Below are 13,272 nucleotides of genomic sequence, written 5' to 3'. Positions count from 1 at the left end.
CCGGGGGCGGGATGTCCGGAGAGTACTTTCCGCACGTTGCCCTCGTGTTTCGGCCACTGGAGAGTGAGAACCATGGAGCTCATGGATCAGGCACAGGCGCGGACCTGGCTCGCCACCGCCGTCGAGGAGGCCCGTACGGGGCTCGCCGAGGGCGGCATCCCGATCGGCGCCGCGCTCTACGGAGCCGACGGCACCCTCCTCGGGCGCGGCCACAACCTGCGCGTCCAGGACGACGACCCCTCGATGCACGCGGAGACGGCGGCCTTCCGGGCGGCGGGACGGCAGCGGTCGTACCGGAACACCACCATGGTGACGACCCTCTCCCCGTGCTGGTACTGCTCGGGACTGGTCCGCCAGTTCGGCATCTCGCGGGTCGTGGTCGGCGAGGCCGCCACCTTCCACGGCGGCCACGACTGGCTGGCCGAGCACGGCGTGGAGATCGTCGTCCTCGACGACTCCGAGTGCATCTCCCTGATGCGCGACTTCATCGAGAACAACCCGGCACTCTGGAACGAGGACATCGGTGAGTGACACCTCCGCCCCGCGTATTCCGACCATCGACCTGCGGCCCTGGCTCGACGGCGACGAGCAGACCCGCGAGGACATCGCCCGTACCGTCGACAGCGCCCTCCAGACCGCCGGGTTCCTGCTGGTCACCGGGCACGGTGTGGACCCCGGTCTGCGGTCGCGGATCCGGGAGGCCGCGCGGGACTTCTTCGCTCTTCCCGTCGACGTCAAGGAGCCCTACTCCGCCAAGGTCGGCGGGCGAGGGTGGCTCGGGCCCGGGGCCGAGGCCAACGGGTACTCGGAGGGGACCGAGACCCCGCCGGATCTGAAGGAGTCGCTGACCTTCGCCACGCACCGGCCGTTCGCGGACCCGGTGATCAACGCGGAGTGGTACGCGCCCAATGTGTGGCCGGGTGAAGTGCCGGGGTTGCAGGCGCTGTGCGAGGAGTACCTGGACCGGATGGGCGAGCTGGAGAAGCAGCTGTTGGTGCTGCTCGGCGACGCGCTCGGGCTCGAACCCGACTTCTTCTCCCGGCACATGGACCATCCGACGTACGGCTTCAACATCAACTGGTACCCGGGCGTGGAGGTCGTCGGGGAGCCGGAGCCGGGGCAGTTCCGGATCGGGCCGCACACCGACTTCGGGACGGTGACGATCCTCGACCGGCAGGCGGGCAAGGGCGGGTTGCAGGTCTTCACCGACGAGGGCGGGTGGGAGGACGCGCCGTTCGATCCGGACGCCTTCACCATCAACATCGGTGATCTGATGGCCCGTTGGACCGGCGACCGGTGGCGCTCGGGAAGGCACCGCGTGCTGCCGCCGCCCGCGGACGCGCCGGCCGAGGAGCTGATGTCCCTCGTCTACTTCGGAGAGTGCACCCCGGGGACGCTGGTGGAGTCCGTGCCCGCGCCGGTGGGGCGGGTGGCGTACGAGGCCGTGGACTCGCACGTCTACCTGCGGGAGAAGCTGGACTCGATCACCGTCGACTGAGCGGGCGGAGTTCAGCGAGTGACCGGTCGCCACTTTTTGTGACCCAACGGTCACCATGCGATCTAGTCCGAACCAACTCACCCTCCTTACTCTTGAGTTGGGGACACCTCCGGGGGGAGCGGTGCGGTGGGCAGACGGTTGCACGGGCGCGGCGCGCTCTTCGACGCCGATCCGGCCGGTCTCGTTCCACGGCTCGTGGGTCTGCGCCCGCACCAGCACCGCACCACGCCGTACGAGCATCGGCGCGAGCTCCCGTTCGTCCTGCTCACCGGTGCGCGCGGGCTCGGCAAGACCGCGGTCCTGGACGAGTTACGGGCCGCCTACAAGGGGCACACCCCGGTCGCGCTGATCGACTGCGCGAGCGCCGAGTTCGCGGTGCCGTCGGCCGGGCGGCCCGCCGAGGCCTGGTCGCCGGTGTCGCAGGCGCTGCTGGTGATCGCGGAGCAGCTGGCGGAGCCGGTGACCGGCGCGGGCCGGATCGTCTTCCCGCGGTTGATGTCGGGCCTGGTCGCGGTGGCCGCCGGAGGCTGGAGCGACGCCGACTCGGAGCGGATCCGGCGCGAGGTGGAGCGGATCCTGCTGCTGAACGAGGGCGGGTCGTGGATCGCCGGGTTCGCCGGGCGGTGGGCGGGGCGGGTCGCCGCCAACGTGGTCGCCGCCGCGACCGGCACCGGGCCGCTGGTCTCCGCGTCCATCGAGGCGACCCTGGAGTCCTTCTCCGACAGCTTCGTGCACCGGCGGCACGCCAAGGCCGCGACCTGGTACCGCGACTATCCGAACGCCTCCGGCAACGCCCGGCGCGGACTCATGCTGCTCTCCGGCCACTTCAGGGCCGGCGGCACCTCCCGCGAGCACGCCGAGCGCCACCTGGTGCGCGCCCTGCTCGCCGACCTCACCGAGGCGTACGCCGGGATGCTGCCGCGGATGCAGCGCCTGGGCCGGCCGCTGGTGCTGCTCGACAACGCGCAGTCCGCGCCGGGCCCCGGGCTCACCGACGCCGTCCTGCGCGACCGCGCCGACGGCATCGCCGACCAGGTCGTCTTCGTCGGCGCCCTGCGCGGGGACGGCCGCCCCGCCCTGCGCAACGCGGTGCGCAGGGCGCTGCCCGAGGTGACCCGGCGCAGCGGCTGGACGCCCGATCCGGCGGCGCCCACCTCCCGGGCCCTACTCGTGGCGCTGCCGCCGCTCAGCCCGGACGACACTCTGCACATCGTCGGCGCGGCCTGCGCGGACCTCCCGGTGCCGCCCCAACTCCCGCACGCCACGCACCGCTTGACCGGCGGCAACCCGCTCGGCATCACCCTGCTCGCCGAGTCGGCCGCGCAGAACCTCCCGGAGGCCGCCTCCCTCGGCGAGTTGCTCACGGCGGACGTCCGCCCGCACGAGGAGAGCGACGGCGCGCCGACGTACCTGGAACTCCTCGACCGGCTCGTCCCCACCGACCGCCGCGAGGAGTTGACGGTGCTGGCCGCCGCCCACGACCACGACTCCGCGGTCGCGCTCGCGCAGGCCCTGCTCCCGGACGACTTCGGACCGGCGGACATCCGCTCCCTCCAGACCCGGCTCGCCCGGGAGGGACTGCCCGAAGTGCCGGGCCAGTTCGTCGGGGACGCCTTCGTCCGCACCCTGCTGCTGCTCGCCCTGCACCACCGGGACGCGGACCACGGCCAGTGGCGTACGGCGCACGAGACGCTGATCGCGCACTACGCGCCACCCGAGACCGGCGACGACGGTGACGGAGGGGGCGACGGCGGTGACGGAGGGGGCGACGGCGGTGACGATCCCGTCCGCGCCCGCTACCGGCTGCACCACGAACTCGCCCTGGGCGACGCCGAGTCGGCGGTCGCCTACCTGCGGGACACCTTCCCCTCCCTGTCCGCCGCGACCTGGCTGCGCTCCCTGCGCTTCATCGCCTCGGCGCCCTACTTCCACGCGCACGACGCCGACGGCCACGACTTCACCGGCCGGGACGACCGGCGGGCCGACGTGGCGCTCGGCCGCACGGACGCGGGTCATCCACCGCCGGCGGGCGTGGACGGCGTACTGCATCTGCGGGTACGGCGGTTGCTGCACGCCGTGTGGCGGCTGACCGACCCGCTCGCGCTGCCCGACCCGAAGGTGGCAGACCGGCTGCGGTTCGAGCTGGAGCAGCTGTCCAACCTGCGCCCGGCCGGCAACGCGCTGCTGTGGCGGGCCTCGCGGGACTGGGCGGAGGACGCGGCGGCGGGCCGGGCCCTGCGGGTGCCGGACGACGACGAGGCCGATGCCGATGACGAGGGGCTGGCGTGATGGCCGGCGGAGGCTTCGGGAGGTGGCTGCGGGAGGGTGTGTGGGAGATTCCGCTGCGGCGGTATCTGGCGGTGGTGGTGAGCGCCGCGCTGGTGGTGGGCCTGGTCCTCGCCGTCCGGACGCTCACGCACGACGATCGGGCGTGCGCCCCGGGGGTGGTCCACCCGGAGGACAGCGACGACTGCGTGGGGGTCTCGACGACGGCGTACGACTTCGGGCGGCCCCAACTCCGGGACGCGGTGCGGGCGATCGACCGGGAGAACGACTCGCTCAAGGCGGGCACCTACGTCACTGTCGCGGTGATGCTGCCGTACACGGCGTCCACCCCTTCCACGCTGAGCGACATCCAACACGAGCTTCAGGGCGCCTACTTGGCGCAGTGGGAGGCCAATCACGCCGCCAACGGGCAGTCCCCGTCGATCCGGTTGGTGCTCGCCAACCCAGGGGCGACCAGTGATCACTGGAAGCAATTGGTGGACCAGTTGGAGCCGATGACGAGAAGTGCCGACCGGCTGCGGGCGGTCGCCGGGGTCGGCATGAGTACCGACAACAACAAGAAGGCCGTGGCCGAACTGACCCGGCGGGGCATCCCGGTGGTCGGCTCGTCGATCACCGCGGACGACCTCGCGAACGGACAGGGCGGCAAGGATCCGTTCCCCGGGCTGGCCCGTGTCTCCCCGACCAACACGGACGAGGCCCGCGCTCTCGCCTCCTTCGCCAAGGTCAGTGCCGGGCGGGCGCTGCTGGTGTACGACAAGCCGGGCGACCCCTACACCCGCACGCTCCAGGCGTCGTTCGCGAAGCTGATCAAGGGTTCGCCCTACGAACCGCAACCGTTCACCCCGCCCGCCGACCGCACCCAGGAGGGCACGACCGCCAACACCTTCCGGCAGATCACCCACCTCGTGTGCGACACCTCGAAGGAGACGGACACGATCCTGTTCGCCGGACGCCACACCCAGTTGCGGCAGTTCATCAACGCGCTGGGCGGACGCGGCTGCCAGGACCGGAAGTTCACGCTGCTGACCGGCGACGAGGGCTCCTACCTGACCGGCGAGAAGGCCCTGGACCGCAGCGCCCTGCGGCCCAACCTCTCGGTCCGCTACACCTCCCTCGCCCACCCGGACGCCTGGGCGAAGGACACCGTGAAGACGGGCGGCTCGGCGCGGGACGCCAAGGTGCTGAGCGATCTGCTGGCCAGGAGCGAGCGTGCGCCGGTCGGGCCGATCGGCTCGGTCGCCCTGGACGACGGGCAGTTGATCATCGGCTATGACGCCATGACCCTGGTGGTGCACGGCATCCGTGAGGCGACGCCGGACGGACGGACGGCGCCGCCGCTCGCGGACGTGGGGCTTCAGTGGCCGCAGGTCAAGGGCTCGCTGCGGGTGAGCGGGGCGAGCGGTTGGATCTGCCTGGACGTGCACGGCAACCCGTACGACAAGGCCGTGCCGATCGTGGAACTCACGCCCCAGGGCGACTCACGGTTCGTCAAGATCGCCTGGCCCGAGGGCAAGCCTCCCGGCAAGGAGTGCCTGCCCCCGTCCTGACCGTTCCCCGGCTCACACCCCCGCGTACGAGTGCTTGCCGGACACGAAGATGTTGACGCCGTAGTAGTTGAACAGCCAGCAGCCGAACGCGATCAGCGCGAGGTACGCGGCCTTGCGGCCCTTCCAGCCGGCCGTGGCGCGGGCGTGCAGGTAGCAGGCGTAGGCGACCCAGGTGATGAACGCCCAGGTCTCCTTCGGGTCCCAGCCCCAGTAGCGGCCCCACGCGGACTCCGCCCAGATCGCGCCCGCGATGATCGTGAACGTCCACAGCGGGAAGACGGCCGCGTTGACGCGGTAGGAGAACTTGTCCAGGGACGAGGACGCGGGCAGCCGCTCCATGACGGAGGTGGCGAAGGTGCCGGGCTTGCCGCCGTTCTCCAGCTTGGTCTCGTAGGAGTCCTTGAACAGGTAGAGGACCGTGCCGACCGCGCCCACGTAGAAGACCGCGCCGCACAGGATGGCGGTGGAGACGTGGATGTACAGCCAGTACGAGTGAAGGGCGGGAACCAACTGGTCGCTGGCGGTGTACAAGACAGTGACGGCGATGCCGAGATCGAGGAGGACCGTCGTGATCAGGAACAGGCCGAGCCAGCGGACGTTCTTCTTCAGTGCGAGCAGCGTGAGGTACACGGCCACGGCGACGGTGGAGAACGTGATGTTGAACTCGTACATGTTGCCCCACGGCGCCCGCTCCACCGAGGCCGCGCGGGCGATCACCCCGGCGAGCTGGATGAGGAACGCGAGCACGGTGAGCGATACGGCGATACGTCCGTAGAGATCGCCCTGCGCGTCCCCGCCGTGCGCCCCGGGCCCGTCCGGCACGTCCCGCGCACCGGCCGCGGAGCGTACGACGACGGTGGGTCGCTCCAGCACGGTGGTGCCGCCGGCCTGTTGCACGGTCACGGCCGGGCGGCCCTTGGCGGCGGCCTTGGCCTCCGGCGTGAGCGCGGCGGCCGTGCGGCCGACCCGGCTGCGGCTGCCGAAGAGCCATTCGGCGATGTACGCGAAGAAGGCCAGGGTGTAGACGGCCATCGCGGAGTAGATCAGCGTGTTGCTGATGTTCGCGAGGTGTTCGTTGGTCGCGGTGGCCAACTCGGTTCCGGCGGCGAGAGTCACGTCTCAGCCCCTTCGGCAGGTACGGCTTCGGGTTCGGGGGTGGTGGGGTCTTGTCGGTCTGCGGAGTCGGCGACGGCATTGTCGCCCTCGCCGGACGGGGGCTCGGGCGGGCCCGGGGTCCGGTCGTACAGGATCCCGGCGAGGTCGCCGAGTTCCTCGGGCAGCTTGGCGGACTCGCTGCGGCCGAGCCCGGCCATCTCGACGACGGTGCCGCCGTCGGGGCCCGGCACGGCCCGCACCCAGACCCGGCGGCGCTGGATGAACAGGGAGGCGGCGAGGCCGAAGATCGCGGTGAGGGCGGCGGCGAGCGCCCAGTCGGTGCCGGGCTGCTGGACGACCTGGAAGTTGGCCCACTGCTTGGTGCCCGTGTAGGTGATCGACCCGGCGCCGCCCGGGAGTTGCATGGTCTCGCCGGGCTTCAGGTTCTCCCGGAGCTGGGCGCCCTTGGCGTCCTTGAACTCCTTCACGTGCGACTTGTCGAGCTGGTAGACGCTCTGCGGGATACCGGAGTCGATGCCGAGGTCGCCGTGGTACGGCGTCAGGTTCAGTACCGGGTTGTTCAGCGCCGGGAACGTCGAGGCCGTCTCGTTGCCCTTGGTGTAGGTGGGCAGGAGGAAGGCCGAGACACCCAGTTGCTCGGTGACGCCCTTGGCGTTCTTGTAGCCGTCGAGGACCTTGATCACACCGGTGGAGGTGACGTTGGAGTCGAGGGGGAGCATGGCCACGGCGTCGTTGTAGACGACCTTGCCCTTGCCGTCGCGGACGGTGATGACGGGGGCGTAGCCGTGGGCGGTGAGGTAGACCTTGGCGTCGCCGATGGTCAGCGGTTCGTTGACCTTGACGAGCGTCTTGCGGTCCTTGCCGTAGGCGCCCTCGCTGTAGGTGATGGCCGCCTGGTAGGTGCGCGGGGTGCCCTTGTTGGGGCCGCTGGTCTCGTAGGTGCCGGTGAACTTGTCCAGGTTGAAGCTGAACGGCACCAGGTCGTCGGAGCTGAAGAGGTTGCCGGACTTGAAGTCGTCGTAGGAGATGAGGGTGTTGGAGAAGCCGTCGCCCTCGACGACGAGTTTGTTGCCCTCGGACTTGAAGAGCTGGCCCCAGGCGAAGGCGGTCAGCATCACGATGAGGGCGACGTGGAAGGCGAGGTTGCCGATCTCGCGCAGATAGCCCTTCTCGGCGGCGACGGCGTCACCGGCGAGGTGGGCGCGGAAGCGGCGCTTCTTCAGCAGGGTGAGCGCGGCCTCGCGGACCTGCTCGGGCTCGGCCTCGGTGTGCCAGGTGGTGTAGGCGGGCAGCCGGGTCAGCCGCTTGGGCGCGCCCGGCGGCCGGCCGCGCAGCTGGCCGACGAACTGCCAGGTGCGCGGGATGATGCAGCCGATGAGGGAGACGAACAGCAGGATGTAGATCGCGGAGAACCACACCGAGCTGTAGACGTGGAAGAGCCCGAGCCGGTCGTAGATCGGCGCGACGAAGGTGTGCGCCTTGCGGAAGTCGGCGACCTTGGTCTCGTCGGTGCCGCTCTGCGGGATCAGCGAGCCGGGGATCGCGCCAAGCGACACCAGCAGGAGCAGCAGCAGCGCGACCCGCATCGAGGTGAGCTGGCGCCAGAACCAGCGGGCCCAGCCGATGACGCCGAGGGAGGGCAGGTTGGGCAGCTCCTCCTTGGGCGCGGTGGACAGCTGGGAGCCGGCGGCGCCGAGGTCCTCGTCGGGGCGCTCGGGGCTCGCGCCGGACCGGGTCTTGGAAGGCGTGCTCATCGATCAGATCCCCACAGTGAAGCCGGCGGACCAGGACTGCATGTCCTGCACGAGGCTGTCCCAGGCGCCGGTGAGCAGCAGCAGACCGGTCACGATCATCATCGTGCCGCCGATCCGCATCACCCAGACATAGTGGCGCTTGACCCAGCCGAAGGCGCCCAGCGCCTTGCGGAAGGCGACCGCGGCGAGCACGAAGGGCACGCCGAGGCCGAGACAGTAGGCGACGGTCAGTATGGCGCCGCGGCCGGCGCTCGACTGCTGCGAGGACAGCGCGAGCACGGAGGCGAGGGTCGGACCGATGCAGGGCGTCCAGCCGATACCGAACAGCGCGCCCAGCAGCGGGGCGCCGGCCAGACCGGCCACGGGCCGCCGGTGGAAGCGGAACTCGCGCTGGGTCATCCAGGGCATCAGACCCATGAAGAAGACGCCCATGAGGATCATGAGCGAGCCCAACACCTTCGACAGGACGCCCTTGTTGTCCTGGAGGGTGTCGCCGAAGTAGCCGAACAGGGCGCCGCTGGAGACGAACACGGCGGTGAAGCCGAGGACGAACAGGGAGGCGCCGGCGACCATCCGGCCGCGCCGGGCCTCGGCCAGGTCGGTGCCGGTGACGCCGGTGACGTACGACAGATAACCGGGGACCAGCGGCAGGACGCACGGCGAGAAGAAGGAGACGAGCCCGCCCAGCAGGGCGACGGGCAGGGCGACGAGGAGGGCGCCGTTGAGCACCGTGCCGTTGTATCCGGTCGCGGCGAGCGTGCTGACCGCGCTCGCGCCCGAGGTGACCGCGCTCACGTCACTTCTCCGCGAGGACCGGGTCGATCATCTTGCGCAGCTTGTCCTCGCTGAGCGCGGCCAGCGAGCGGGCGGCGATCTTCCCTTCCCGGTCGAGGACGAGCGTGGAGGGGATGGCCTGCGGGTTGAGCGTGCCCTTCTTGAAGCGGAGCATCAGCTTGCCCGTCGGGTCGTACAGGCTGGGGAAGGTGATGCCCTGCTGCTTCTCGAAGGCGGCGGCGCTGGAGGTCTTGGTGTCCCGGGTGTTGATGCCGACGAACTGGACGCCCTGGGACTGGAGGTCCCGGTAGACCTTCTCCAGGTTCGGCGCCTCGGCGCGGCAGGGGGCGCACCAGGAACCCCACACGTTCAGTACGACGATCTTGCCCTGGTAGGACGCGACGTCGAGCTGCTTGCCGTCGACGGTCTTGCCGGACAGGTCGGGCGCGTCGGCCCGCTTGCCCTGCTCGGCGGTGGAGATGCCGTCCTTGCCCATGACGAAGTTGGTGTCACCGCCTCCGCCGGAGGTGCCGCCGGAACCGCACGCGGACAGGGTCAGCGCGGCAGCTGCGGCCACAGCGCCGATCGCTACGGCACGGCTACGGTTCGAGCACTGGGGGACGCGGCTGGCGGCACTCATGTGAAAAGTTTCGCATGCCCGTTCTGGGGATCTTGCCCACCCCCCTCACAGGCGCCTTGCGGGCGGAAACCCGCATTTCAGGCGGCCTTGTTCGAGGACGGGGTGCCCGAGGGAGCGGTGATGAAGTTCTTCCAGCCACTGGCCGGCGCCTGCCCGACATCGAGGGTGCGCAGCTGCTCCAGCACCTCGGGCTTCTGCACGTCCATCCAGTCGGCGAACTGCCGGAAGGAGACCATGCGTACGTCCTCGCCCTTCTCCTTCTCCCGGGCGATGTGCTTGAACGCCTCCTCGACGGCGTCCATGTAGATGCCGCCGTTCCACTGCTCGAAGTGGTTGCCGATGAAGAAGGGGGCGCGGTTGCTCTCGTAGGCCCGCTTGAAGCCCGATATGTACGCCTGCGCGGCCTGGGTGCGCCAGCCCGGGTAGTTGTAGGCGGGCGCGTTGGTCGAGTTGACGGACTGGTTGGCGAGCATGTTGTAGTCCATCGACAGGACCTCGAAGCTGTGCCCGGGGAACGGGACGGCCTGCAACGGGAGGTCCCAGATGCCCTGCTTCTTCTGCGGCCAGACCTGGCGGCCGCCGGGCGAGGAGGCGTCGTAGCGCCAGCCGAGTTCCTTGGCGGTGGGCAGCAGGTTGTCCTGGCCGAGCAGACAGGGCGTACGACCGCCGACGAGCTCCTTCTCGTAGTCGAAGGGCAGGCTCGGCAGGTCGGTCCACCCGCTGTTGGTGCGCCACTCCTTCACGAAGGACTTCGCCTGGTCTATCTCGCTCTTCCACTGCTGGGGCGTCCAGTTGCCGACGGTGCCGTTGCCGCCGCAGAAGTGGCCGTTGAAGTGGGTGCCGATCTCGTGCCCTTCGAGCCAGGCACGGCGGACGTTGGTCAGCGTGGCCTTGACGTGCTCGTCGGTGAGGTAGCCGATGTCGGAGGCGCCCTGCGGGTTGTTCGGCGGGTTGTAGAGGCGCTTCTTCGACTCGGGCAGCAGATACAGGCCGGAGAGGAAAAAGGTCATCGACGCGCCGTGCTGCTTGGCGAGGTCGAGGAAGCGCGGGAAGAGGCCGTTGCCGACCTCGCCGGCGCCGTCCCAGGAGAAGATCACGAACTGGGGCGGGGTCTGGCCGGGCTCCAACGGCTCGGGCTTGGCCGGCTGGTGGGGCTGCTTGCCGGTGAAGGAGGTCGAACCGTCACCGAGGGGACGGACGGGGTGGGTCGTGGGCTTCTTGCTGCCGCCGGATCCCGCGTGCGCGGAGCCTCCCCCGGATCCCGAACCGGATCCGCCCGAGGTGAGGGTGCCGCAGCCGGCGAGCCCCAGGGCCGCCGCCGCGCCCGCACCGGCTCCGAGCACTCCCCGTCGCGTGAGATTCGACATTGCTTCCCCATCCGTCGCGTCCTCTGTGGTCAATCTGTGAGAGGACGCGTCGGACGGGAAAGTTCGTCAGGAAAGTTCTGTGTTCGGAGACAAACGTCACGGAACCGTCTCCGCGCACAGGGACTCGCGGGGGTCGTCAGGCGCCGAAGGCCTTGCTCTTCCCCTTCACCGGCTTGGCGCCGGCGAGCAGATGGGCCGGGACGAGGTCGCGGGCCGGCTCGCTGTAGCCGACGGAGACGATCTTGTCGCCCTGGTAGGTGAAGGTCGTCAGCGAGGCGAGCGTGCACTGCCGCTTGCGCGGGTCGTGCCACAACCGCCGCTTCTCGACGTACGACCGCACGATCCAGATCGGCAGCTGGTGGCTGACGACGACGGCCTCGTGCCCGCGCGCCCGGTCCTTGGCGGCGTCCAGCGCGCCCATCATCCGCACCACCTGGTCGACGTAGGGCTCACCCCACGACGGCCGGAACGGGTTGACCAGGTGCTTCCAGTTCTCGGGCTTGCGCAGCGCCCCGTCCCCGACCCCGAACGTCTTGCCCTGGAAGACGTTGTCGGCCTCGATGAGCCGCTCGTCGGTCGCGAGGTCGAGCCCGTGCGCCTTGGCGATCGGCGTCGCCGTCTCCTGCGCCCGCTCCAACGGCGAGGCGACGACGTACGTCACATCGCGCGGCGCGAGATGCTCGGCGACCCGGTCGGCCATCTGCCGCCCGAGCTCGGACAGGTGGTACCCGGGCAGCCGCCCGTAGAGCACCCCGTCGGGGTTGGCGACCTCGCCGTGCCGCATCAGGTGTACGACGGTGAGGTCGCTGCCGGCCGTGTTGTTGCTGTCGCTCATGCTGAGGTGGCCTCCGCCGCCGCTCGGGCCGCCGCCGGGAGGGCGTCGGCGATGCGCTGCACGGCTCGCTCGTCGTGGGCCGTGGACACGAACCAGGACTCGAAGGACGAGGGCGGCAGATAGACGCCCTGCGCCAGCATCGAGTGGAAGAAGGCGGTGAAGCGGAAGGACTCCTGCGCCTTGGCGTCCTCGTAGTCGCGCACCGAACGGTCCACGAAGAAGACGGAGAACATGTTGGAGGCGTTCTGCACGCGGTGCGCGACGCCTTCCTTGCTGAGCGCCTCGGTCACGAGCGCCTGGATCTGCTCGGACACGGCGTCGACCTTGACGTAGGCCGCGTCGTCGAGGAGCCGCAACTGCGCGAGGCCGGCCGCGGTGGCGACGGGATTTCCGGAGAGGGTGCCGGCCTGGTAGACGGGCCCGGCGGGCGCGAGCCGCGCCATGACGTCCTCCCGCCCTCCGAAGGCGGCGGCGGGGAACCCACCGCCCATCACCTTCCCGAAGGTCATGAGATCGGGCCGGACACCGTCGATCCCGTACCAGCCACTGCGACTGGTCCGGAACCCGGTCATGACCTCGTCGGAGATGAACAGCGCGCCGTTCTTCGCGCACGCGTCCTTCAGCCCCTGGTTGAAGCCGGGCTTCGGCGGCACCACGCCCATGTTGCCGGGCGAGGCCTCGGTGATCACACAGGCGATCTCGCCGGGGTGCCGGTGGAAGGCCTCGTTGACGGCTTCGAGGTCGTTGTACGGCAGCACGATCGTGTCGGCGGCCTGGGCACCGGTGACGCCGGGAGTGTCGGGCAGGGCGAAGGTCGCGACCCCGCTCCCGGCCGCGGCGAGCAGCGAGTCGACGTGACCGTGGTAACACCCGGCGAACTTGATGACCTTGGCCCGCTGGGTGAACCCGCGAGCGAGCCGGATGGCGCTCATGGTCGCCTCGGTCCCGCTGCTCACGAGACGGACCTGCTCCACCGGCTCCACCCGGGCGACGATCTCCTCGGCGAGCGCGACCTCGCCCTCACCGGGCGTGCCGAAGGAGGTGCCGCGCGAGACGGCCCGCTGCACGGCGGCGATCACTTCGGGGTGCGAGTGCCCGAGGATCATCGGCCCCCAGGAGCACACGAGGTCGACGTACTCCCGCCCGTCCGCGTCCGTCAGGTACGGACCGGTACCGGACACCATGAACCGGGGCGTGCCGCCGACGGCGCGGAAGGCGCGCACCGGCGAGTTCACGCCGCCTGGTGTGACGACGGCCGCACGGTCGAACAGGGCCTGTGAGACAGGCGCTTCGTATGAATAGGGCAGTTCGCTCATGACCTGCGACTTCTCCGACCTTCTCCGTCTTTCTCCGACTTCACGGACTCCGCTTGCCTGTGGCCTCCTCAGGGTAGGCCAGGGGGCGTGGGGCCTCGGGGGCGCGCCCGCGCACCGCAGGCCAGGCCACCTGATC

General features: G+C 70.3%; 11 protein-coding genes. 4 read left to right on the top strand and 7 right to left on the bottom strand.

All coding sequences use genetic code 11. The annotated features are described in order from the left end of the window. The first annotated feature begins 72 nt into the window (after positions 1–72). The 4 genes from ACWD5F_RS41900 to ACWD5F_RS41885 all read left to right on the top strand — a co-directional run bounded on the left by ACWD5F_RS41900 (position 73) and on the right by ACWD5F_RS41885 (position 5,334). Positions 73–531 (top strand): nucleoside deaminase, encoded by a 459-nt coding sequence (locus tag ACWD5F_RS41900; RefSeq protein ID WP_451261462.1) that lies wholly within the window; start codon positions 73–75, stop codon positions 529–531. Further along, entirely contained in the window at positions 524–1,498 is a 975-nt protein-coding gene (locus tag ACWD5F_RS41895) for an isopenicillin N synthase family dioxygenase (protein WP_451261461.1), read from the top strand. The genes ACWD5F_RS41900 and ACWD5F_RS41895 overlap by 8 nt, the downstream gene beginning before the upstream one ends. A 126-nt stretch (positions 1,499–1,624) precedes the next feature. After that, on the top strand, positions 1,625–3,787 hold the full coding sequence (locus ACWD5F_RS41890) for a hypothetical protein (RefSeq protein ID WP_451261460.1): 2,163 nt from the start codon (positions 1,625–1,627) through the stop codon (positions 3,785–3,787). Continuing rightward, positions 3,787–5,334, top strand: a complete 1,548-nt coding sequence (locus ACWD5F_RS41885) for a hypothetical protein (RefSeq protein ID WP_451261459.1) — start codon at positions 3,787–3,789, stop codon at positions 5,332–5,334. Before ACWD5F_RS41890 ends, ACWD5F_RS41885 begins: the two co-directional genes overlap by 1 nt. 12 nt (positions 5,335–5,346) lie before the next feature. Here ACWD5F_RS41885 and ccsB read toward each other — a convergent pair whose 3' ends face one another. From ccsB to hemL, 7 genes are all read right to left on the bottom strand, one after another. Next, positions 5,347–6,450 carry a c-type cytochrome biogenesis protein CcsB gene (gene ccsB, locus ACWD5F_RS41880; protein WP_451261458.1) on the bottom strand — a complete coding sequence of 368 codons (1,104 nt, stop codon included), beginning with the start codon at positions 6,448–6,450 and terminating at the stop codon, positions 5,347–5,349. Next, positions 6,447–8,204, bottom strand: a complete 1,758-nt coding sequence (resB, locus tag ACWD5F_RS41875; RefSeq protein ID WP_451261457.1) for a cytochrome c biogenesis protein ResB — start codon at positions 8,202–8,204, stop codon at positions 6,447–6,449. The genes ccsB and resB overlap by 4 nt, the downstream gene beginning before the upstream one ends. Positions 8,205–8,207: 3 nt before the next feature. Beyond that, on the bottom strand, positions 8,208–8,999 hold the full coding sequence (locus ACWD5F_RS41870) for a cytochrome c biogenesis CcdA family protein (RefSeq protein ID WP_451261456.1): 792 nt from the start codon (positions 8,997–8,999) through the stop codon (positions 8,208–8,210). A 1-nt stretch (position 9,000) separates the two neighbouring features. Continuing rightward, positions 9,001–9,618: a TlpA family protein disulfide reductase gene (locus ACWD5F_RS41865; RefSeq protein WP_451261455.1), complete on the bottom strand. Its 618-nt coding sequence runs from the start codon at positions 9,616–9,618 to the stop codon at positions 9,001–9,003. Positions 9,619–9,695: 77 nt separating this feature from the next. Beyond that, a complete protein-coding gene (locus tag ACWD5F_RS41860; RefSeq protein WP_451261454.1) occupies positions 9,696–10,985 on the bottom strand; it encodes a hypothetical protein in 1,290 nt (429 codons plus the stop codon). 136 nt (positions 10,986–11,121) lie between these two features. Then, entirely contained in the window at positions 11,122–11,820 is a 699-nt protein-coding gene (locus ACWD5F_RS41855) for a histidine phosphatase family protein (protein WP_401714333.1), read from the bottom strand. Then, positions 11,817–13,136 (bottom strand): glutamate-1-semialdehyde 2,1-aminomutase, encoded by a 1,320-nt coding sequence (gene hemL / locus ACWD5F_RS41850; protein ID WP_451261453.1) that lies wholly within the window; start codon positions 13,134–13,136, stop codon positions 11,817–11,819. The genes ACWD5F_RS41855 and hemL overlap by 4 nt, the downstream gene beginning before the upstream one ends. Positions 13,137–13,272 lie beyond the last annotated feature (136 nt).

The organism is Streptomyces sp. NPDC002499, from assembly GCF_053595415.1.
Note: the sequence above shows the minus strand (reverse complement) of the source record. Positions and strands in the feature narration are given on the sequence as shown.

Excerpts from the sequence above, each read along its gene's own strand:
- ACWD5F_RS41900 (WP_451261462.1), top strand. The coding sequence starts at position 73 with ATGGAGCTCATGGATCAGGCACAGGCGCGGACCTGGCTCGCCACCGCC.
- ACWD5F_RS41885 (WP_451261459.1), top strand. The coding sequence starts at position 3,787 with ATGGCCGGCGGAGGCTTCGGGAGGTGGCTGCGGGAGGGTGTGTGGGAG.
- resB (WP_451261457.1), bottom strand. The coding sequence starts at position 8,204 with ATGAGCACGCCTTCCAAGACCCGGTCCGGCGCGAGCCCCGAGCGCCCC.
- ACWD5F_RS41865 (WP_451261455.1), bottom strand. The coding sequence starts at position 9,618 with ATGAGTGCCGCCAGCCGCGTCCCCCAGTGCTCGAACCGTAGCCGTGCC.
- ACWD5F_RS41860 (WP_451261454.1), bottom strand. The coding sequence starts at position 10,985 with ATGTCGAATCTCACGCGACGGGGAGTGCTCGGAGCCGGTGCGGGCGCG.
- ACWD5F_RS41855 (WP_401714333.1), bottom strand. The coding sequence starts at position 11,820 with ATGAGCGACAGCAACAACACGGCCGGCAGCGACCTCACCGTCGTACAC.
- hemL (WP_451261453.1), bottom strand. The coding sequence starts at position 13,136 with ATGAGCGAACTGCCCTATTCATACGAAGCGCCTGTCTCACAGGCCCTG.